The following is a 20,271-nucleotide window of genomic DNA, read 5'->3' as shown; positions in this document are numbered from 1 at the left end:
GAGTGTCCTGGCCACACCAACGTTTGGAGTGGGCATGACGTCTTCTTCGCACCTTTCCCGCCGGGGACTCCTCGCCGCCGCGGGGATCACCGGGGCCGCTGGCCTGCTGGGGGCCGTTCCGGCCGCGGCCTCCCCGGCGCCCTCGGCCCCTTCCTCCGGCGGGCGCGGTTCGGCGGCCCTGGTGGTCCGCAACGCCGCGGTGTTCACCGGGACCGGCGGCCGGGCTCCCGTCGAGGCCGTCGCGGTCGGCCGGGACGGCAAGATCCTGGCCACCGGGACGAACGCGGCGCTGCGCCGGTACGTGGGCCGGGACACCGAGGTCGTCGACGCCCGGGGCAACACGGTCATGAGCGGCATCCACGACGGCCACGTCCACCCGCTCGGCGCGGGCGAACGCTCTCTGTCCCCCTCGCTGGAGGGCGCGGAGACCACCCTGGCCGAGCTCCAGGAGATCCTGACCGGCTTCCTCGCCGAGACGGGCGGCGCGGGCGCGGAGCCCGACGGCTGGCTGGTGGCCGAGGACTGGAACCCGGTCGGGCTGCTCCCCGTGGGCACCAACCCCCACCACACGATGCTGGACGCGCTCCCGACCCGGCGGCCGATCGCCCTCGTCGGCGGCGACGGGCACAACCTGTGGGCCAACCAGCGGGCCCTGGACATCGCCGGGATCACGGCGGCCACGCCCGACCCGGTCGGCGGCAAGGTGGTGAAGGGCGCGGACGGGCGGCCGACGGGCGTACTCAAGGACGACGCCCAGGGCCTGGTCCGGCGGCACATACCGGAGCCCGCCCGGGCCGACCTGGTCGCGGCCTGCGCCAAGGTGCTGGAGCTGGCGGCCGCGTCCGGGGTCACGACGATGATGGACGCGCTGGTGGGACGGCACGAACTGGAGCTGTACCAGGCGCTGTCGGCGGCGGGGAAGCTGCCGCAGCGGATCGTCCCGGCGATCCGGCTGGAGGCGGAGCAGACCAAGGACCCGGCGGGGTCGCTGGCGTACGCGCGGGGCCTGCGGCGGGAGTTCGCGGGCGTACGGGGGCTGCGGTTCGGGATGGTCAAGGTGTTCCTGGACGGGGTCATCGAATACCCGGCGCAGACCGCCGCGCTGCTGAGGCCCTACCTCGACGGGCAGGGCCGGCCGACCGGCAACCGGGGCGAGCTGTACACCTCGGCGGCGGACTACGGCCGGCTCAGCGCCGCCTTCAACCAGGCGGGCTGGCAGATGCACGCGCACGGACTCGGCGACCGTGCGGTACGCACCGCTCTGGACGGATACGCGTACGCCAAGCGGGTGACGGGCCTGCGGGACGCCCGCAACGCCGTGGCGCACCTGCAGCTCGTGGACCCGGCGGACCTGCGGCGTTTCGCGCAGCTGGGGGTCACGGCGTGCATGCAGCTCCAGTGGGCGGCGAAGGACACCTGGACGATGGAGGCGCTCCTTCCCTACATCGGACCCGAGCGGCACCGGTGGATGTACCCGGCGCGGAGCCTGGAGAAGGCGGGGGCGCGGCTGTCGGGCGGCTCCGACTGGCCGGTGGACGCCCTCCAGGTGTGGAACCAGCTGCGGACGGCGATCGACCGCCAGGGCGCTTTCGGGGCGGGCCCGCTGTACCGCGAACTGGAGGGGCTCGGCCGGGACGCGGTCCTGCGGATGCACACGTCGGGAACGGCCTGGCAGCTGCGCCAGGAGGGGCTGACGGGCACGGTGGAGCCGGGCAGGGCGGCGGACCTGGTGGTGCTGGACCGGGACGTGACGCGCTGCCCGGTGGCCGACATCAGCGGAACGGGGGTACGGATGACCCTGGTCGGCGGCCGTGTGGTGCACGACGCGGATTCGGCGTCGGGCAGGGCGGCCTCGGCGCGGGTGGCGGGCGCCGCCTCGGGCCCGCCCCCGGCCTCGTACACGGCGGTGCACGCCGGGGGGCGGCACCACGCCTGCAAGCACTGAGCGGGGCGCCGCGGCCGGGCGCGGCCGTGGGGCGCCGCCGTGGGGCTCAGCGGCCGGGCGCCGCCGGCGGGGCGCCGCGGCCGGGCTCAGCCCGCCGCGAGGCCGTGGCGGGCGGCCCAGGAGTTGACGGCGGCGGCGATCTCCTCGGGCCGGTCCTCTGGGCAGAGGTGGGCGGCCGGGCCGCAGTACTCGGTCTCCAGCGCCGAGACGTTCTCCTCGCACCAGGCGACCGTCTCGGGGCCGGCCATCAGGGCCGGCGAGCCGTCGAAGGTGAGCAGCAGCTTGGGCACGTCCGGGCTGTCGGACAGCCAGGCGTCGTACTGCTCGACGACGGCGTGCACATCGGCCGGATCGCCGTCGATCGGCAGCGAGCGGGCCCACCGCAGCATGGGCAGCCGGCTCTCGCGGGTCGGGTAGGGGGCGGCGTAGACGGCGTGGTCCGCCTCGCCCATCGGGTTCAGCACCGTCTGCCGGATGCTGTCCTCGATGAAGATGTTCCGGTCCAGGACCATCTCCTCCCCCACGCCCGGGGTGCGGATCGCCTCGAACCGGGCCCGCGCCGCGGGCGGGTACTGCGCCCAGCTCAGCGGCCGCACGATCGTCTCCATGAAGGCGATGCCGCGGACCCGCCCGGGGTGGCGGGCGGCCCGGTCGAAGGCGAGCGCCCCGCCCCAGTCCTGGCCGACCAGCACCACCTCGTCGAGCCCGAGGGCGTCGAACCACGCGTCCAGGTAGCGGGCGTGGTCCTCGAAGCGGTACTCCCCGCCCGGCTTTCCGGAGCGGCCCATCCCGATGAGGTCCGGGGCCAGGACGCGGACGCCGCCCTCGATCCGGGGCAGGACGCCCCGCCAGAGGTGGGAGGAGGTCGGGTTGCCGTGCAGGAACACGAAGGGGACACCGCCCGACCGGGCGCCGGCGTCACCGTGGTCCTCGTAGTACATCGTCGAGTCGAGTACGTCGATCGTGGGCATGGGAGGCCCCTTCCGGAAGTCGTTGGCCTGACTAACGTTGGCGACACGAACGAAATTATATCGTTAGTGCGACTAACGCAATGGGTAACATCGCCCCATGACCACGGAAGAGAACGGACCCCTCGTCCCCGCACGACTGCGCGAACTGCCCAGCCGGCTGCTGGGGCAGGCCTCCACCCACGCGCAGCGGCTCGTGACCGAGGGCCTGAGCGGGGCGGATGCCCGCACATGGCACTACGCGGCCCTGGTCGCCCTGGAGGAGTCCGGCCCGGCGAGCCAGGCCACCCTCAGTGCCCGCACCGGCATCCACCGCAGCGACCTGGTCGCCGTCATCAACGAACTCGCCGCACGCGGACTGGTGGAGCGGACCCCGGACCCCGAGGACCGCAGGCGCAACGTCATCACCCTCACACCGCCCGGCCGGCGGCAACTGCACAAACTGGAACAGATCCTCACCGCGGCCCAGGAGGAACTGCTGGCCCCGCTGTCCACCCGGGAACGGGAGCAGCTCACCCGCCTGCTGGGCCGCATCGTCGACCATCACGCGTACGGAGACCCCGTCATGGGATCTGATGGCCGGTAACTTCCACTCAATTCACCCATTTGCCGCACCCGGCGCAGGGGTCATCTCATATCTGAGATACCGTGCCCCCATGGCAGACGACTACCTCGTACGCATCGGCAAGCTCATCCGTGACGCCCGGCAGCACCGGGGCTGGACACAGAGTCAGCTCGCCGATGCCCTCGGCACCAGCCAGAGTGCAGTGAACCGGATCGAGCGCGGCAACCAGAACATCAGCCTTGAGATGATCGCCCGAATCGGCGAAGCGCTCGACAGCGAGATCGTCTCCCTGGGCTACGCCGGCCCGATGCACCTGCGCGTGGTGGGCGGCCGCCGTCTGTCCGGCGCCATCGACGTCAAGACGAGCAAGAACGCGTGCGTCGCCCTGCTCTGCGCCTCGCTGCTCAACAAGGGCCGTACGGTGCTGAGGCGGGTGGCCCGCATCGAGGAGGTCTACCGCCTCCTGGAGGTCCTCAACTCCATCGGCGTGCGCACCCGCTGGATCAACGACGGCGTGGACCTGGAGCTGATCCCGCCGGCCCGCCTCGACATGGAGGCCATGGACGCGGACGCGGCCCGCCGGACCCGGAGCATCATCATGTTCCTGGGCCCGCTGCTGCACCGGATGGAAACGTTCCGCCTGCCCTACGCGGGCGGCTGCGACCTCGGCACCCGCACCATCGAGCCGCACATGATCGCCCTGCGCCGCTTCGGCCTGGACATCACCGCGACCGAGGGCATCTACCACGCGAAGGTCGTACCCGGGATCTCCCCGGACCGCCCCATCGTGCTGACCGAGCGCGGGGACACCGTCACCGAGAACGCGCTGCTGGCCGCTGCCCGCTACGACGGCGTGACCGTCATCCGCAACGCCTCCTCCAACTACATGGTCCAGGACCTGTGCTTCTTCCTGGAGGCCCTGGGCGTCCGGGTCGACGGCGTCGGCACCACCACGCTCACCGTGCACGGCGTCCCGAGCATCGACGTGGACGTGGACTACTCCCCCTCCGAGGACCCGGTCGAGGCGATGAGCCTGCTCGCCGCCGCGGTCGTCACGGAGTCGGAACTCACCATCCGCCGGGTGCCGATCGAGTTCATGGAGATCGAGCTCGCGGTCCTGGAGGAGATGGGCCTGGACCACGACCGCTCGGCGGAGTACACCGCCGACAACGGCCGCACCCGCCTGGTCGACCTCACGGTCCGCCCCTCGAAGCTCGAAGCCCCGATCGACAAGATCCACCCCATGCCGTTCCCCGGGCTGAACATCGACAACGTCCCCTTCTTCGCGGCCATCGCCGCCGTGGCGCAGGGCCAGACCCTGATCCACGACTGGGTGTACGACAACCGGGCCATCTACCTGACGGACCTGAACCGCCTCGGCGGCCGCCTCCAGCTCCTCGACCCCCACCGCGTCCTGGTCGAGGGCCCCACGCGCTGGCGCGCGGCGGAAATGATGTGCCCGCCGGCCCTGCGCCCGGCGGTGGTCGTCCTCCTGGCGATGATGGCGGCCGAGGGCACCTCGGTGCTGCGCAACGTCTACGTGATCAACCGCGGCTACGAGGAACTGGCCGAGCGCCTCAACTCGGTGGGCGCCCAGATCGAGATCTTCCGCGACATCTAGGGAGTCGGGCATATGGGGACCCTCGGGGCATAGCTTCAAGCCCTGAAAACTGGCCCTTGACCTGCGGAAATACCGTTCGACACCTCTCGACGTCTTCCAGCGTTTTCCATCACCTTGTGCAAGAAATGTGCAACGGAAGGGCGATTGGCTGACGCTTCATCAGCCTCTGAGTACCGACCTGAGGCCCTGTCATCCTTCACGGAGGGTGATGGGGCCTCAGTCGTTTCATGGGTATTTGCCCATGAAAGTCCAGGCCAGAGCTGTGGCCTGGGATCTGACAGGGTGTTTGACGGTCACTCGCCGTGTGTCTTACGTTCGCCTGCGTGGCCGCACGGGCGTCCCCCAGACGGGGTACCTGAGTTGCTGCACGATGCCCACACCTGCCTTCGGGTGGCTCGGCGTCACCAACAACTTCAAGGCCGCAGGGAACGCAAGAGACCCTGCCCATCCCCGTAGTGGCGGGGTTCGTGACCCCACAATCACGGGGTCGGGCAGGGCTGCGCCGGCGGAGACTTCGACCCGGCAAAAGACGTCTCCGAGGCGGTGTTCCGCGCTCGGGTGTCGGGTGAGAAGAAGGGTGCCGCGTTTAGCGGTTCGGGCGATGTGAACCCCTGGTGCGAGACGGGCCACGGTTACACGGAGAAGGCCGAGCGCGCCGCCTTTGAGGTCGCCTGCCGCCGAGTGGCCCGCGCGAAGTAACTGTAGACACGAAGCCCCCGCCCCGGCAGCAGCCCGGACTCGGCGGGGGTCTCTGCGTTCCGGGCACAGGCGACGGCCGGCCGCACCAACTAGAATCTGATCAGCAGGCTTTGATCAGTAATCATCCCAAATTCGTCTCCTGTCACCGGGTCCTGCGCCGAGATGCCAACGCCAGGAGACGAAGCTCGTGACCACGCCCAACGGGCCCACCGGGCCGCAGCAAAACCCCCACGGTGCCGTGACCAAAACCATGCCCACCACGTCGCCCGAAGGTGCGAAGTCGGCGGCTGAACAATTCGTCGCCTACATCGCGGCGGACGACCGCATCAAGTCGATGCTGGGCGGGTGGTGAAGCGTGCAGCGCCTCTTCCGCCGACGTCGCCGGACCGAGACCCCCGAGGCCCTCACCTTCGCCTACCGAGACGCTTGTGGTGTCTGGACCATCGCGGCCCGCTGCCCCTGGTGTAACCGGCAGCACCTGCATCCCGCCGGGACCGGAGACGAGCCGGAGTACGGGCTGCGACGTCCTCGCTGCCGGACGGGCGCCGTCTATTGGGCGATGCCAGCCTGACTTCTCGCTGTGTGGGATCCATTGGCCAAAGGCCGCCCCTCACCGTGTCCCGGCGGTACCTTCGCGTCAGAAGCGGTCGCAGATCGGGGTGGTGGGTGTGAGCGGGTACGTCGAGGAGCAAGAGCGGATCGGGCAGCGAGTCCGGCGACAGAGGCTCTCTGTGGGGATGACTCAAGCCGATCTCGCCGCGGCACTGGGTCGGACGCAGGGCTGGGTGTCGAAGCTGGAGAAGGGCCGGATCGAGCTGGACCGGGCCGGGCTGATCAACGCGGTGGCCGCTGCCCTGCACTGCCACCCGAACACCCTGATCGAGCGTCCGTACACAGGCGGCGGCGCCGAGACCAAGTGGCAGGTCTCCGCAGCCTCCATCCTGCGGGAGTTGCGCCGCTACGACCTGGCCCCCGTCTTCGACGGCACCCCGCGCCCGTCCGAAGTGCTGTGGCACGACATGAAGCGCCTGCTCCGCCTGCGCGATGCGGCGTCGAACGGCGCCGTGCTGAGCGAGCTGCCGGACATGCTGAGGGAGGCCCGCGCCCTCGCCGAGGTCTCCACCGGCCACGAGCGTGAAGAGGCGTTCGCGATCTACGCGGTGGCGTGCAAGTTCGCCCACACCGCCGCCCACGCCCTCGGACATCCCGAACTCGTGGCCATGGCGTGCGAGCGGGCCACGTGGTCGGCGCAGCTCTCCGGCGACCCGGTGATGCCCGCGATGGCGCTGTGGATGCGGATGTGGGATACATGGGCCTCCGCCGACTGGGACGATGCCCTCGCCCTCGGGGACAAGGCCCTCGCCGGCATCGAGACGGAATATGAAGCCGGTGACCCGCTCGCACTGCGGATGTGGGGCGCCCTCCACCTGCGGGCCGCGATCTCGTGCGCGCGGAGCGGAAACGCGGCGGCGTCGGACGAGCGGCTGGCACTGGCCCGTACAGCGGGTGAGCGGGTCAACGCCTATGTCGGTCCAGAGATCCATGACCGGCACTCCGTCACCTTCTCCCTCGGCAACGTCATCATCCACAGCGTCAGCGCCGCCCTGGAGATGAGCGACCAGACGAAGGCTCTCCGGCTCAACCGGGAGGCGGACCCGGCGCACATCGCGGTACTGCCGAACTCCCGGCTCGGTCACCACCACATGGACCTCGCCCGCGCGTGGCTGTGGGACGGCAATCGCGACCAGGCCCTGACCGAGCTGGAGACCGCCGAACGCATCGCCCCGCAACTGGTCCGCAATCACCCCGTCGCTCGGGCGACTCTGCGGAAGATCGTCTACGCCGAGAGGGTCGCCACCCGCCAGCGTCTGCGGGGCATGACCGGACGTTTTTCGCTGGCCTGATCTGCGGGTATTCCACGGAATCATATTCGTATGTAGCGGGGCGCATACGTTCCGCTACATGACCTCGACGCGTCGCACTGACCATGACCGCGTACGACAGCAGGCGGACGACTGTGACCCCCGCTGGCCCCTGCGCGGTGACCTCGCCTACGACACCGCCACCTCCCGTACGGGCGTGGTCATAGAAGTCCCCGAGGACACGGGGATCACCTTCTACCGACTCACGCCCGAAGGCGGCGGCGAGGAGGGGTGGAACGCCTCCGTCGACACGCTGATGCCCCCCGAGGACGTCCCCAGCGGCGCAGCCGGACAGCAGCCCGAGTACGCGCCCTGGGCCGACAGCCCGGACCCGAGTCCGTCCCTCCAGGCCCGCGCCGAGCGGGGTATGGCGCGCTTCCTCGGGTCGGCTGGCGAGTGTGAGCTGCGGTGAGCCGGAAGAGCCTCCCCGCATGGCTGCACGAAGGTGCCCGAGTCCTCGACGCGAACGACCGGGAAGCGATCGTCCAGTTCATCGGCGAGTGGGAAGACCCCGCCACCCGCCGGAAGATCGCCGAAGCCGTGTTCCTCCGCCCCGAAGGCGGGGGCCGGGAATGGGTCGTCGCCGACCACCAGGCGCTGCGCGAGGCGGATACCCGATGACCGACCGGAGCCGGAGCCACTTACCTGAGCCCGGCTGGGGCATGATCGGCGCTCTCCTCACCATTGGCCTCGCTGGTCCCGCCGTCGTCCTCAGCGGTCACGTCCTCGACCTGGCCCAGCCGGTGAGCTCACCTCCTCCGGCCACAGCCCCGGACGTCGAACCGCCCGCGTAGGCGGCCCCAGACTCCCCGCCCGACACCTCGTTCAGCGTCACCGCCCCGGGTGGGGCACCACTCGAACCCGATCGAGAGGAGAACGATGCCCAGCGCCGGCTGCTCGGGCTGCACCTCGACAACTGGGACAAACTCAAGTACGCAGACAAGCACACCGGCCGGCGCAGGCTGTGTCTGAATCTCGGACCCGGCAGCAGGTACATCATCCTGGGCCTGGTCGACGCCCAGACGGTTTGCCGGGCCGTCCACCCGGAGGACTAAGCCCACCGCTTCCCCCACACCAACGACTACCGCACCTACGCGGCGAGCGGCCGACCCATCCGCATCGTCCGAATGCTCCTCACGCCCGGGGAGGGCTACATGGCCCCCACCGAGTACCTGCTGCACGACGGTTCCACGGAGGGCCAAGACCAGCCCTCAGCTGCTGCGTTCTGGCTCGGGCGATGGGCCTGCGGCACACTGCCCTCACTCGTCTGAACCCCTCACCCCTTGAGGAGCTTCATGCCTGACTTACCCTCCGTCCCCTCCGACTCCTGGGACAAGTTCGGTCTGCGGCCGGCGTCCAAGGAGCCCTGGCAGCGCTTCGCCTGGACGCAGTACTCCGAGCACGGCCCGGGGCTGGAACTCCTCCACACTGGGCCCGGCAAGCGTGTGCTGGAGCTGGGCTTCGGCAAGGGCGACAATCTCGCCCAGGTGGCCCGTACGGGAGCCGTGGCGGTCGGCGTGGACATCTCCGCCGTGCAGGTCGAAGCGGCCCGGGAGCGCTTCGGTGACCAGATCGAGGTCCGGCACGCCAAGGCAGAGGAGTACCTCGCCGAGTGTGCGGGGGAGTTCGATTCCGTGTACTCCGTATTCGGCGCGGTGTGGTTCACGGACCCGGCCGTGCTGCTCCCGCTGATCCGCCGAGCGCTCAAGCCGGGCGGCCGGTTCGCCTTCTCCCACCTGCCGCCGTCGGGAGAGTGCCCCGGCCCGCACGAATACGACATGTACGGGCCCGACAACGAGGAACTGCTGCCGATCACTCGCTGGTGCTACCGGCCGTACATGTGGGAGAAGAAGCTGCTGGACGCCGGATTTACCGCGGCGAGCGGGCGCCGGCTACCGTGCCCGCCCGACAAGGAGACGATCGGAACGATGATCGTGGAGGCCACGGCATGAGCCCGGGCGCACAGCTCTCCTCACGGGACCTCGCCGCCGAGCTCCACCGGCGTGCCACGACTGATCAGGCAGCACGTCAGCAGCTTCTCAACAGCGGTGAGGCCGGAGACCTCCTACGAATCGACGCCGAAAACACCGTGTGGCTCAAGGCGGTCATCGCAGAGCACGGCTGGCCCGGCATTGCACTGGTCGGCGAGCGGGGCGCCGATGATGCGTGGCTCCTCGTCCAGCACGCCGACCGCGACCCCGCCTTCCAGCGCGAAGCCCTCGAACTCCTGGAGGCCGCCGTCAGCTCCGGCGACGCACCATCCCGACACCTCGCCTACCTCACCGACCGTGTCCTGGTCGCCCAGGGCCAGCCCCAGCTCTACGGCACCCAGTACACAGGCGACCGCGAGACCCTGCGCCGCCAGCCGGTCACCAATCCCGAACGGCTCGACGAACGCCGCGCCGCCATGGGGTTGGACACGGCCGCCGAAAGCGACCACCGGATGCGAGCGCTCTGACCACCACGCCTTGATCCGCACCACCGCGCCCCGCCTCCCGCAGCACCGGAGAGCGGGGCGCAGTGCTGTGGTGGCGCGGAGCTAGGAGCCGCCCAGCCCGGCCAGCAGTACCGCAATGAGAAACGCGATGATGACCACGGCGACGATGATCCCCACACAGCCCCGCTCAGCTTCGTCCAACGGCGCCCCTTTGGGCTTCGCCGCGAGCGCGTAGCCCACCCACAGCCCGCAGCGCCTGCACATGAGATCCACCGAGGAGCCCCAGTACTGGATCTTTTGCCCGCAGCGAGGGCAGTTGACGATCTGCGGCTGCTGGTAGGCCATCGGTCCTCCGCTCTCAGGCGGCCAGCGAGGGACGGACCCCGCTGTCCCTGTCTCTGATCATGCGGATACTGACCAGCCTGGGCGTGGACGACATCGAGCTGACCGGAAAAGTCCCTGGCACCGCGTTCGCATCGTCTGAGTGATCTATTGGCGTAACGAGGAAGCCCCCGCCAACGGAGTGATCCGGACCAGGCGGGGGCTTCGTCGTGTCCGGGCCTCCGAAGACGGAAGCAGTGTCACCAGGAGTCCCAGTGGGCCTGGTAGCGGGTGCGGTAGGGCTCGATGACCGTCTTGGGGTCGAACAGCGCCTTCCGTGCCGCGACGCGGAGCCCGGCCCTGGCGGTGCGCTCCTCCAGGTTGGCCGCCTCGGACAGGGAGCCGGTGAAGGCGCAGCAGTACCGCCAGATGTCGAACGCGCGGCGGACCTCCTGCGGCCGAGGCCGCCGGCCTTCCTTCTCGGCGGCGCGGAGTTCGGCGGCGGAGTACCGCAGGGTGCGGATGTCGACCCGACGCCAGGGGCCGGTGTGCCGGATCCGGTGCCAGGGCAGCCGGTCGTACTCCTCGCGGCGCTGACGGCTGTACGGGGTGCGTTTGTCGGGGGTGTGGTGGGCGGTGCGGGACATGAAAGCCTCCAGCGGCGCCCCAGGGCCTTCCTGGGGTACCTACCGGAAGCCGGACGGGTACGCGTTGTGCAGGTTCACGCGGCGAGACTAGACCGCCGCGTTTCCGGATCTCAAAGGGATTCAGGCCCTCGCGCCGGACGCGTCCGCCCCCGTCCCGGCACCGAGCCGGCAAGCGGGGGCCTTCGTCGTTTGCGGCCCCGCCAACAGGCTTGACCAAAGGGCTCCTTGGCGCAGCCAGACATTGAGCAGACTCAGACATCAGCAGTCCATCTGGAGATGCGTGACAGCTACGGGGTGGCCAGCGAGGCCGACACCTTCGCGGCCTTCCTGCGCGGGGAGTGGAGCGAGGAAGCCCAGCGGGCAGAGCGCTCCAACTGGCTGAACATGGTCTCGGCCGCGACCGCCCGGGGCGTCGTCATGCGCCGCGCCCGCATCGTTTCCGAGCCGGTGAGCGACTACATCCGCTACGAGCACGCCGGCACCCAGATGAACATCGACGCGGGGGAACAGGTCCGCTGGCTCCCCCGCCGCCACGCCTTCGACATCGCGTTGCCGGGCACGGACTTCTGGCTGTTCGACGGCCGCCTGGTCCAGCTGGACAACTCGGTACCGGCGACTGGCACCCTGATGAGCCGAAGGTGCGGAGCGAGGACCCGGCCGTGGTGAAGCTGTGCGCGTCAGCCTTCGAGACGGTGTGGGAGCCCGCCGTGAAGGCCGCCGCCTGCGCAAGCCCGGCGAGAAGAAGGCCATCGCCCTCGGCACCGGCCCGCAGCGTGCCGCCCACCTCGACCCACAGGCCCCGCATCTGATCCTGGAGTGGGACGGCTTCGCCTGGCGGGCGTTGACGACGGTGGAGGACTACGCGGCGGCCTGCCGGGCTCTCAGCCCCCCACCCGAAGCCGCACCCGCCGACCAGCCCGAGACGACCGGGCCCATTACCGGACGCAACCCGTTGGCTCCGGGCACCGGACGCCACCGCAAGCCCCGGCCCTGAACCCGGCGGGGCGTCTCCCGTCCGCCCGGGCCGTCCGTGGGACGTCGTCGGTGCCTCCGCCCACACCGCCGACCGGCGTGTCTCTAGCGCGGGGCCGGAACCCAGGTCGTGGGGTCTGACGCCGTCTGCTCGCCCGTTGCCAGATTCTTCACCTCGTGCGCCGCCCCCTCCTCGAAAGGCGGGAACCAGACGAACGGGATGCCCTTCCGGGATGCGTAGCGGACCTGCTTGGCCACCTTGTCGGCCTGGTGGTAGAGCTCGACGTTCATCCCCCGCCCGCGGAGGCGCGCGGCCGTGGTTTCGGCTTCGTTCCGGCGATCGGCCCGCGGGATGACCACGAGAACGTCGCTCGGGCATTTCGCGCGGGTCTCCAGGAGCCCCTCCGCCAGGAGCTTGGCGAAGATGCGCGTCAGTCCGATCGACATTCCCACGCCCGGAAGGCTGCGCCGGATGAAGGATCCGGTCAGGTTCTCGTAGCGGCCGCCGGAGCAAATACTGCCGTAGTCCGGCCAGTCGACGAACTTTCCTTCGTAGACCGTTCCCGTGTAATAGTCGAGCCCGCGAGCGATCGACAGGTCGGCGACGACGCTTCCGGCCGGCAGGTTGCCGAGGGAATCCAGTACGTAGCTCAGCTCGCCGAGGCCTTCGGTGAGCAGATCGGACGTCACGCCCAGGCCCTTGATGCCGTCCACGACGGCCGGGCCGGTGCCGCGCATCCGAGCGAGCGCGAGGCAGGAATCGACGGTCCGTGCGGACAGGCCGACTTCGCCGGAGAGGATCTTCGCAACGCCCTCAGGACCGACCTTGTCCAGCTTGTCGACAGCACGGATCACGGCCAATGGATCACTGATGCCGAGCCCCTCGTAGAAGCCCTGAAGGACCTTCCGGTTGTTGATGTTGATCGTCCAGGCGGGCAGATCCAGGCTGGTCATGACCTCGTGGATCAAGCGCGGCAGCTCGGCATCGAAGTACAGCGGCAGCTGGTCGACATTGATCACGTCGATGTCACACTGAGTGAATTCACGGAATCGCCCGTCCTGAGCCCGCTCGCCGCGCCATACTCGCTGCATCTGATAGCGCTTGAACGGGAACACGAGCTCGTTGAAGTGCTGGGCCGTGTAGCGCGCGAACGGCACGGTCAGATCGAAGTGAAGGCCGATCCGGGAGTCACTGGCGTCATCAGCGTCTTCCTGCAGTCTCCGTAGCGCATACACCTCGTTGGAGGTTTCGCCCTTGGCGGTGAGTACGGAAAGGGGCTCCACCGAGGGCGTCTCGATCGAGCAGAATCCGTATCTCTCGAAACCCGACCGAATGAGATCGAGCCACTTCTGCTCCACCAAACGGATTTCAGGCAGCCATTCGGGAAATCCGCTGACAGGAACAGGGCGGACCAGTTGGGGGTCGGTCATCGGCGGCACTCTCTCTTCGCTCCGTGGCGTTCGACAGTCGAGTTGCGCAGGCGGGAACGCATCCGCGGCCTCGTGCGAACGCCGGTGAACCAGCGTCTTACAGAGACCTGCGCGCCATCAACCGAGTTGAAGCGACGCGACGGAAGCCGACGCACCGAACCGCTCGCGCCTCCATCTCACCCCTCGTCAACGCTAGTAGCGAATTCAACCTTCTGGGTATCTTGAACGCCGCTCAACGAGCGCTTACGACCCAGGAGTTCCCGATGACCATGCCGCCCCGCAGCACGTCGATGACGCTGAAGAAGCGCTACAGAGGCGCCCTCACCGTCTTGGCCGCCGTTCTTTCGCTCGCCGCCTGCGACCCGGCCACGCCGGCCACCACCCCGAGCACCAGCGCCGCCGTCACCGTCAGTGCGAGCCCCAGCCCCTCCGTGGTGCCGGCCGACCCGAGTGCGAGCGCCAGTGCCACCCCGACCGCCGACCCCACCACGGCGGCACCGACTCCTCAGGCCCCGGTCGCCGAGGCCACCACCCAGGCGCCGGCACCCACCAAGGCCGCCCCCGCCCCGCCGGCTCCCACCCGTACCCGCACCCAGGCACCCGCGCCGGAGCCCACCAAGGCGAGCACCGACTGCTATCCCCGCTCCAACGCCGGCAACTGCTACAAGGCCGGTCAGATATGCCGGAAGGCCGATGTCGGTACGTCCGGCCGGGACGCCAACGGGCGCACGATCCACTGCCGTGACGACGACAGCGTGGGCCAGCGCTGGGGCTACTGACCGCCCACGGTCCGATCGGCCGTCGCGGGGCCCGCCCCCCAGGGCCCTACGCCGCCTGCGGGGTGAGGGGTGGAGGGCATCCGGCCACTCGTCGGCCTGGTGGGACGCCGTCCTCGCCAGGTGCGCGCGGGCGCGGCAGAATCGGCCTTCCGTAGGACGAAGGGGCGGCCATGACAGTGGGAACGAACTCCGGAGCGGACACGGGGAGGGCGGTGCCCGGGCTTGCCGGGGTGCCGTTGCTCGGGTCGCTCCTCGACCTGAAGTCCGACTCCCTCGGTACCTATCTGCGGGCCCAGCACCAGCACGGTGACCTGGTACGCATCACGGCCGGTCCGCCCGGGATGCGTGCCGAGTTGTACTGCGTCTTCTCCCCCGCGGGCGCCCAGCAGGTGCTCGCCTCCGACGCGGCCCGCTTCCGCAAGGACAACCACTTCTACCAGGAGGTCCGGGAGTCCTTCGGCAACGGGCTGCTGACCAGTCAGGACGAGGACTACCTGCGCCAGCGCCGGCTCGTGCAGCCGCTGTTCACCCGGCGCCGGGTGGACGGCTACGCCGAGGTGATCGCCGCCGAGACCGCATCGGTGATCGCCGCCTGGGGCGAGGCCCCGGGCGGCATCGTGGACGTCTCCGACGAGATGACGCACCTCGCCCTGCGCGCCGTCGCCCGCATCCTCTTCGGCACCGACGTCGAGGCCACCGCCGATGTCGTGACCGAATGCTTCCCGGTCATCACCGACTACGTGCTGCGCCGCGGCTACTCGCCCGCCAACGTCCCGCGCGAATGGCCCACCCCCGGCAACCGGCGCGCGGCCGCCGCGATGGACGAGCTCTACGGGGTGTGCGACAGGATCATCGCGGAGCGCCGGCGCGCCGGGGCCGGGGCCGGGGCCGAAGCCGGGACCGGAACTCCCGGCGAGGACCTGCTGACGCTGCTCGCCGCCGCCCGGAGCTCGGACGACGGGGAGTTCGACGCCGCCGAGCTGCGCGACCAGGTGCTGATCTTCCTCCTCGCCGGGCACGAGACGACCGCCACCTCCCTCTGCTTCGCCCTGCACCTGCTGGCCCGCCACCCCGACGAGCAGTCCCGGGCCCGCGAGGAGGTCTCCCGCGTGCTGGGCGGCCGTACGCCCGGAGCCGCCGACCTGGACCGGCTTCCGTACCTCACCCAGGTCCTCAAGGAGGCCATGCGGCTCTATCCGGCCGCGCCGGTCATCGGGCGCAAGGCCGTCGCCGCCACCCGGATCGGGGAGCACACCGTCCCCGCGGGCGCGGACGTGATCCTGGCGCCCTGGGTGACGCACCGCCACCCCGCCTACTGGCCGGACCCGGACCGCTTCGACCCCGAGCGCTTCACGCCCGAGGCGGAGGCGGGGCGGCCGCGCTACGCCTGGTTCCCCTTCGGCGGCGGTCCGCGCGCCTGCATCGGGCAGCATTTCTCGATGCTGGAGTCGGTGATGGCGCTGGCGATGATCCTGCGGGCCTACGAGTTCGAGGCCGTGGACACCGAGATCCCGGTCGGCGCCGGGATCACCCTGCGGACGAACGGCCCGGCGCGCTGCCGGATCCGTCGCCTGGACGGGTGACGGCCGTCCGGACGCGGCCCGGCTGCGCGCCGCGCTCCGGGCCGGATATTGAGATGCGGGCAGGTCAGGGCGGGTCGTAGGGTCGATGCCCGTGGAACCACTCACCGAGAAACAGATCCGCTCGTCCTTCGTGAACTGCACGAAGGGCGAGGCGGCGCGGCTGCGGCTGCCGCTCGACTTCGCCGAACTGCCCTGGAAGGACCTGGACTTCCTGGGGTGGGTGGACCCGGGAGCGCCCCTGCGGGCCCACCTCGTGCTGCCCCGGGAGGGCGGTGACGGTCCGCTGGGGATCTCGCTGCGCGTACCGGCCGTCGGCCGCACCAGCGTGGTGAAGTCCAGTCTGTGCCAGATCTGCCTGACCGGTCACGCCTCCTCCGGGGTCACCCTGCTGGCCGCGCCGCTGGCGGGCGCCCGCGGCCGCGAGGGCAACACGGTCGGCACGTACATCTGCGCGGACCTCGCCTGCCCCCTGTACGTACGCGGCAAGCGCCAGCCGAAGCTGCGCGCCGGGCGGTACGAGGAGTCCCTGACGCTGGACGAACGGCTCGCCCGTATGTCCGACAACCTGGACGCCTTCGCGGCCCGCGTCACCGCGGCGTAGCAGGGCCGAAGGCCCCGCGGACCTCAGGTCCGGTCGGCCGCCGGCTTGTGGTTGCCCTGCAGGCGTGCCAGGTCCGAGGGGCGGACCTGGATGACGAACAGCGCGATCAGCGCTCCGACCAGGGTGAACAGGGACGCCACGACGAAGGCCGCGCTGATGCCCGAGGTGAGGACCTGGTCTCCCCATGGTTTCGGGAGCTGCCCGGTGCGCTGGAAGAAGGCCTTCTGCACCGGGCCGGCCGTGCTGAGGAACTCCGGGATCTGCTGCTTGGCCTCGTTGCGGCTCGCCGTGCCGTAGACGGTCACCAGGATCGACAGGCCCAGCGAGCCGCCCACCTGCTGCATCGTGTTCAGCAGTCCGGAGGCCGCTCCCGACTCCCGGTCGGGGACGTTGGACAGGGCCATCAGCGTCAGCGAGACGAACTGCAGGCCCATGCCGAGGGCGAAGAGCAGCATCGGGCCCAGGATGCTGCCGAGGTACGTCGAGTTGACGTCGGTCTGTGTCAGCCAGGCGAGTCCGGCCGCCGAGGACAGCGCGCCGGTGACCATGAAGGGCTTGGGACCGAACTTCGGCAGCAGTTTCGCGGTGATCGCGGCGCCCACGGCGATCACCGCGCTGACCGGCAGGAAGGCGAGGCCGGCCTGGATCGGGCTGAAGCCCAGCACGATCTGCACGAAGAGGGTCAGGAAGAAGAACATGCCGAAGATCGCACAGGCGAGCATGAGCATGATGCCGTAGGTCCCGGCCCGGTTGCGGTCGGCGAACATGTGCAGCGGGGTGATCGGCTGCGGCGAGCGCCGTTCGTTGAGGATGAAGAGGGTCAGCAGGACCACGGCGGCGCCGAAGGAGCCGAGGGTGACCGGGTCGCGCCAGCCTTCCTGGGATGCCCTGATGAAGCCGTAGACGAGCGAGACCATGCCCAGGGTGGACAGCAGCGCGCCCGCGAAGTCGAAGTGTCCCGGGTGGCGTTCGGACTCGTGCAGGACCTTCGAGGCCAGCACGGCGATCACGATGGCGATGGGGACGTTGACGAAGAGCACCCAGCGCCAGTCGAGCCATTCGACGAGGATGCCGCCCGCGAGGAGTCCGATCGCGCCGCCGGCGGCCGAGACGCCGGCGAACACGCCGAACGCCCGGTTGCGGGCCGGGCCTTCGCGGAAGGTGGTGGTGATCAGCGCGAGGGAGGTCGGTGAGGCGATGGCGCCGCCGACGCCCTGGAGGGCGCGTGCGGCCATCAGCTGGCCCTCGTTCTGGGCGAGTCCGCCGAGCAGCGAGGCGAGCCCGAAGAGCAGGACGCCGAAGATGAAGACGCGTTTGCGGCCGAGGATGTCGCCGGTGCGTCCGCCGAGGAGCAGAAGTCCGCCGAAGGCGAGGGTGTAGGCGTTGACGACCCAGGAAAGGCTCTCGGTCGAGAAGCCGAGGGCGGTCTGGATGTGCGGCAGCGCGATGTTCACGATCGTGATGTCGAGAACCACCATGAGTTGGCAGGAGGCGATGACGAACAGGGCGAGTCCGCTGCCGCTTCCCCGGACCTTGCCTTCGGTCCCGCTGTTGCTCGGCGATGCGTTCGGATCCACCTTTTCGACGCTAAGCCCGCGCCTCTGGGGTCACCACTCGAACAGCCTAGCAATGGTGACATTTCACATGTCACACTACGATCATGGATGACTTCCTCAGGCTCTCCGCGAGCACGGCCCGCTTCACGTACGGCGCCCCGCGCGCCTTCGCCTTCGGGGACGACGGCCGGCTGCTCTGGTTCCTCCGGTCGACGGGCCCCACCGACGCCTTCGACTCGCTCTGGGTGCTCGACACCACCACCGGCGCCGAGACCCGGCTCGCCGATCCCCGCGAACTGTGCCCTGAGCCCGGCCCCCTCCCGGCGGCCGAACGCCGACTGCGCGAGCGGTCCCGGCTCGTCGCCGCCGGCATCGGCTCGTACGCCCTCTCCGCCGACGGCCGGCACGCCGTCTTCGCGCTGTACGGGCGGCTCTTCGAGGTCGCCTTCGAGGTCGCCGCGGGCGGGGCCGGAACACCCAAGGAGATCCCGGCCGCCGGACCCGCGCTGGACCCGCGGCCGAACGCCGACGGCTCGCGCACCGCGTACGTCGCCGAAGACGTCCTGTACGTCGCCCCGGGCGGCCGGATCAGCCCGGACGACGGGGCCCGCTGGGGCCTCGCCGAATTCGCCGCCGCCGAGGAGCTGGGCCGACACCGGGGCCACTGGTGGTCCCCGGACGGGGTCACCCTGCTGGCCGCCCGTGTCGACGAATCCGCCCTCCAGCGGCGCTGGTTCGCCGACCCGGCGCACCCGGAGCGGCCGGCCGAGGACTTCGCCTACCCCGAGGCGGGCGGACCCAACGCCGACGTCCAGCTGTGGGTGCTCGGCGACGGCGGGACCCGGATACGGCTCGACTGGGACGCCGGCACCTACCCGTACGTCTCCGACGCGGGCTGGGAGTCCGACACCGAGATCCTGCTGACCGTCCAGGACCGGCTCCAGCGATGCGTCCTGCTGCTCTCCGCAGACCCGGCCACCGGCCGCACCCGGGAGCTGTCCCGCACCACGCACCCGCAGTGGGTGGACCCGCTGGTCCCCGGCACCCCGGCCCGCCTCGCCGACGGGCGGATGCTGACCTCCGCCGACACCCCGGGCGGCACCGCCCGCGCCCTCGCGGTGGACGGCGAGCTGCTCACCGGGGACGGGATCCAGGTCCGCGCGGTGGCCGGGGTCCACGAGGGCCTGCTGCTGATCGAGGCGGGCCTGCGCGACCCGTCCGAGCAGCAGGTGCTGCTGCTGGACCCGGCCACCGGGGAGCTGACCCCGGTCGCCGACGGGCCCGGCGTGCACACCGTGTCCGCGTCCGCCGGGACCCTGCTGCTGACCACCGCCGACGCCGACGGGGTACGGCGCACCGTACGCACCCCCGACGGGCGGGAGTTCACCCCCGCCGACCTGTCCGAGCCGCTGCCCTACCGGGTGGACGCCGTCCTGGAGCGGGTCACCGAGCGCGGCATCCCCACCGCCCTCGTACTGCCCCGCGACCACGTCCCCGGCCGGCGGCTGCCCGTCCTGGTCGACGGCTACGGCGGCCCCGGCATGCAGGACGTCACCGCCGACCAGCGCCGCCGCCAGCACCGCCAGTGGTGGGCCGACCAGGGCTTCGCGGTGGTCACCATCGACAACCGCGGGACCCCGTACGTCTCCCCCGCCTACACGCACGCCATGTACCGCGGCTTCTCCGAGGTCACCCTCGACGACCAGGTCGCGGCGCTCCACGCGCTCGCCGCCCGCCACCCCGACCTCGACCTCGGCCGGGTCGGGGTGCGCGGCTGGTCCTACGGCGGCTACCTCTCGGCCATGGCGGTGCTGCGCCGCCCGGACGTCTTCCACGCGGCGGCCGCCGGGGCCGCGCCGACCGACTTCCGGCACTACGACACGGCGTACACCGAGCGGTACCTGGGCCTCCCGCAGGACCAGCCCCCATCTGCCGACGCGTACGAGCGGGACTCCCTCATCCCCGACGCCCCGAAACTGTCCCGCCCCCTGCTGCTGATCACGGGCCTGGCCGACGACAACGTCCACCCGTCCCACACCCTGCGCCTCTCCCAGGCACTGACGGACGCGGGCCGCCCGCACCAGCTGCTGGCCCTCCCCGGCGTCACCCACATGACCCCGGGCGGCACCCGGGAGAAGCTGATGGCGCTGGAGCTGGAGTTCTTCCGCCGCGAACTGGCCTGAGCACCGTCCCCTGCGCCCCGCCGGCCTCGGCACCGGCGGGG

The 20,271-nt window shown here is 70.7% G+C and carries 19 protein-coding genes and 1 pseudogene; 15 read left to right on the top strand and 5 right to left on the bottom strand.

What is annotated here, in order from left to right; translation table 11 throughout:
* Window positions 1-34 precede the first annotated feature (34 nt).
* Complete coding sequence (locus ACFY04_RS22050; RefSeq protein WP_389118943.1) at window positions 35-1,945, top strand: amidohydrolase; 1,911 nt, start codon at window positions 35-37, stop codon at window positions 1,943-1,945.
* A gap of 86 nt (window positions 1,946-2,031) precedes the next feature.
* Here ACFY04_RS22050 and ACFY04_RS22045 read toward each other — a convergent pair whose 3' ends face one another.
* Entirely contained in the window at window positions 2,032-2,916 is an 885-nt protein-coding gene (locus tag ACFY04_RS22045; RefSeq protein ID WP_389118942.1) for a haloalkane dehalogenase, read from the bottom strand.
* Window positions 2,917-3,013: 97 nt separating this feature from the next.
* On the opposite strand from ACFY04_RS22045, the gene ACFY04_RS22040 reads away from it, so the two are divergent.
* The 8 genes from ACFY04_RS22040 to ACFY04_RS22005 all read left to right on the top strand — a co-directional run bounded on the left by ACFY04_RS22040 (window position 3,014) and on the right by ACFY04_RS22005 (window position 10,178).
* Window positions 3,014-3,499 (top strand): MarR family winged helix-turn-helix transcriptional regulator, encoded by a 486-nt coding sequence (locus ACFY04_RS22040; protein ID WP_389118940.1) that lies wholly within the window; start codon window positions 3,014-3,016, stop codon window positions 3,497-3,499.
* Window positions 3,500-3,569: 70 nt separating this feature from the next.
* Entirely contained in the window at window positions 3,570-5,099 is a 1,530-nt protein-coding gene (locus tag ACFY04_RS22035; protein ID WP_389118938.1) for a helix-turn-helix domain-containing protein, read from the top strand.
* A gap of 886 nt (window positions 5,100-5,985) precedes the next feature.
* Window positions 5,986-6,150 (top strand): hypothetical protein, encoded by a 165-nt coding sequence (locus tag ACFY04_RS22030; protein WP_389118936.1) that lies wholly within the window; start codon window positions 5,986-5,988, stop codon window positions 6,148-6,150.
* A gap of 316 nt (window positions 6,151-6,466) precedes the next feature.
* Window positions 6,467-7,702, top strand: coding sequence for a helix-turn-helix domain-containing protein (locus ACFY04_RS22025; RefSeq protein WP_389118934.1), 1,236 nt, complete (start codon window positions 6,467-6,469; stop codon window positions 7,700-7,702).
* Window positions 7,703-7,760: 58 nt separating this feature from the next.
* The gene (locus ACFY04_RS22020; RefSeq protein ID WP_389118932.1) at window positions 7,761-8,132 is read left to right on the top strand and encodes a hypothetical protein; all 372 of its coding nucleotides are present in this window, start codon (window positions 7,761-7,763) and stop codon (window positions 8,130-8,132) included.
* Entirely contained in the window at window positions 8,129-8,341 is a 213-nt protein-coding gene (locus ACFY04_RS22015; protein WP_389118930.1) for a hypothetical protein, read from the top strand. The genes ACFY04_RS22020 and ACFY04_RS22015 overlap by 4 nt, the downstream gene beginning before the upstream one ends.
* A gap of 674 nt (window positions 8,342-9,015) precedes the next feature.
* Window positions 9,016-9,672 carry a class I SAM-dependent methyltransferase gene (locus tag ACFY04_RS22010; RefSeq protein WP_389118928.1) on the top strand — a complete coding sequence of 219 codons (657 nt, stop codon included), beginning with the start codon at window positions 9,016-9,018 and terminating at the stop codon, window positions 9,670-9,672.
* The gene (locus tag ACFY04_RS22005) at window positions 9,669-10,178 is read left to right on the top strand and encodes a DUF6624 domain-containing protein (protein ID WP_389118927.1); all 510 of its coding nucleotides are present in this window, start codon (window positions 9,669-9,671) and stop codon (window positions 10,176-10,178) included. Before ACFY04_RS22010 ends, ACFY04_RS22005 begins: the two co-directional genes overlap by 4 nt.
* Before the next feature lie 81 nt (window positions 10,179-10,259).
* On the opposite strand, the gene ACFY04_RS22000 is transcribed toward ACFY04_RS22005, so the two are convergent.
* A complete protein-coding gene (locus ACFY04_RS22000; protein ID WP_389118925.1) occupies window positions 10,260-10,502 on the bottom strand; it encodes a hypothetical protein in 243 nt (80 codons plus the stop codon).
* Between the two features lie 236 nt (window positions 10,503-10,738).
* Window positions 10,739-11,125 carry a hypothetical protein gene (locus ACFY04_RS21995; protein WP_389118924.1) on the bottom strand — a complete coding sequence of 129 codons (387 nt, stop codon included), beginning with the start codon at window positions 11,123-11,125 and terminating at the stop codon, window positions 10,739-10,741.
* Window positions 11,126-11,401: 276 nt separating this feature from the next.
* Here ACFY04_RS21995 and ACFY04_RS21990 point away from each other — a divergent pair.
* Window positions 11,402-11,835, top strand: a pseudogene (locus tag ACFY04_RS21990) (DUF6879 family protein); the annotation flags it as partial.
* Entirely contained in the window at window positions 11,820-12,119 is a 300-nt protein-coding gene (locus tag ACFY04_RS21985) for a DUF6087 family protein (protein ID WP_389118922.1), read from the top strand. The pseudogene ACFY04_RS21990 and the gene ACFY04_RS21985, both read left to right, overlap by 16 nt.
* An 83-nt stretch (window positions 12,120-12,202) precedes the next feature.
* On the opposite strand, the gene hisS is transcribed toward ACFY04_RS21985, so the two are convergent.
* Complete coding sequence (gene hisS / locus ACFY04_RS21980; protein WP_389118921.1) at window positions 12,203-13,528, bottom strand: histidine--tRNA ligase; 1,326 nt, start codon at window positions 13,526-13,528, stop codon at window positions 12,203-12,205.
* A 263-nt stretch (window positions 13,529-13,791) separates the two neighbouring features.
* Between hisS and ACFY04_RS21975 the strand changes: the two genes are divergently transcribed.
* The 3 genes from ACFY04_RS21975 to ACFY04_RS21965 all read left to right on the top strand — a co-directional run bounded on the left by ACFY04_RS21975 (window position 13,792) and on the right by ACFY04_RS21965 (window position 16,491).
* Entirely contained in the window at window positions 13,792-14,307 is a 516-nt protein-coding gene (locus ACFY04_RS21975; protein WP_389118919.1) for a hypothetical protein, read from the top strand.
* Window positions 14,308-14,477: 170 nt separating this feature from the next.
* The gene (locus ACFY04_RS21970) at window positions 14,478-15,890 is read left to right on the top strand and encodes a cytochrome P450 (RefSeq protein WP_389118917.1); all 1,413 of its coding nucleotides are present in this window, start codon (window positions 14,478-14,480) and stop codon (window positions 15,888-15,890) included.
* A gap of 91 nt (window positions 15,891-15,981) precedes the next feature.
* The gene (locus ACFY04_RS21965) at window positions 15,982-16,491 is read left to right on the top strand and encodes an FBP domain-containing protein (RefSeq protein ID WP_373038369.1); all 510 of its coding nucleotides are present in this window, start codon (window positions 15,982-15,984) and stop codon (window positions 16,489-16,491) included.
* Window positions 16,492-16,514: 23 nt separating this feature from the next.
* Here ACFY04_RS21965 and ACFY04_RS21960 read toward each other — a convergent pair whose 3' ends face one another.
* Complete coding sequence (locus ACFY04_RS21960) at window positions 16,515-18,068, bottom strand: MFS transporter (RefSeq protein WP_389118915.1); 1,554 nt, start codon at window positions 18,066-18,068, stop codon at window positions 16,515-16,517.
* 83 nt (window positions 18,069-18,151) lie between these two features.
* On the opposite strand from ACFY04_RS21960, the gene ACFY04_RS21955 reads away from it, so the two are divergent.
* Window positions 18,152-20,230 carry a prolyl oligopeptidase family serine peptidase gene (locus tag ACFY04_RS21955; RefSeq protein ID WP_389118914.1) on the top strand — a complete coding sequence of 693 codons (2,079 nt, stop codon included), beginning with the start codon at window positions 18,152-18,154 and terminating at the stop codon, window positions 20,228-20,230.
* The last annotated feature ends 41 nt before the right edge of the window (window positions 20,231-20,271 follow it).

Source organism: Streptomyces sp. NPDC001549 (assembly GCF_042894025.1).
GTDB lineage: Bacteria > Actinomycetota > Actinomycetes > Streptomycetales > Streptomycetaceae > Streptomyces > Streptomyces kutzneri.
The sequence above is the reverse complement of the archived record's forward strand: the minus strand, read 5'-3'. Positions and strand labels throughout refer to the sequence as shown.

Coding starts and splice junctions, on each gene's coding strand:
- ACFY04_RS22020 (WP_389118932.1), top strand. CDS start 7,761: ATGACCTCGACGCGTCGCACTGACCATGACCGCGTACGACAGCAGGCG.
- ACFY04_RS22010 (WP_389118928.1), top strand. CDS start 9,016: ATGCCTGACTTACCCTCCGTCCCCTCCGACTCCTGGGACAAGTTCGGT.
- ACFY04_RS22040 (WP_389118940.1), top strand. CDS start 3,014: ATGACCACGGAAGAGAACGGACCCCTCGTCCCCGCACGACTGCGCGAA.
- ACFY04_RS22045 (WP_389118942.1), bottom strand. CDS start 2,916: ATGCCCACGATCGACGTACTCGACTCGACGATGTACTACGAGGACCAC.
- ACFY04_RS21955 (WP_389118914.1), top strand. CDS start 18,152: ATGGATGACTTCCTCAGGCTCTCCGCGAGCACGGCCCGCTTCACGTAC.
- ACFY04_RS21970 (WP_389118917.1), top strand. CDS start 14,478: ATGACAGTGGGAACGAACTCCGGAGCGGACACGGGGAGGGCGGTGCCC.
- ACFY04_RS22035 (WP_389118938.1), top strand. CDS start 3,570: ATGGCAGACGACTACCTCGTACGCATCGGCAAGCTCATCCGTGACGCC.
- ACFY04_RS22050 (WP_389118943.1), top strand. CDS start 35: ATGACGTCTTCTTCGCACCTTTCCCGCCGGGGACTCCTCGCCGCCGCG.
- hisS (WP_389118921.1), bottom strand. CDS start 13,528: ATGACCGACCCCCAACTGGTCCGCCCTGTTCCTGTCAGCGGATTTCCC.
- ACFY04_RS22000 (WP_389118925.1), bottom strand. CDS start 10,502: ATGGCCTACCAGCAGCCGCAGATCGTCAACTGCCCTCGCTGCGGGCAA.
- ACFY04_RS21995 (WP_389118924.1), bottom strand. CDS start 11,125: ATGTCCCGCACCGCCCACCACACCCCCGACAAACGCACCCCGTACAGC.
- ACFY04_RS22005 (WP_389118927.1), top strand. CDS start 9,669: ATGAGCCCGGGCGCACAGCTCTCCTCACGGGACCTCGCCGCCGAGCTC.
- ACFY04_RS21975 (WP_389118919.1), top strand. CDS start 13,792: ATGACCATGCCGCCCCGCAGCACGTCGATGACGCTGAAGAAGCGCTAC.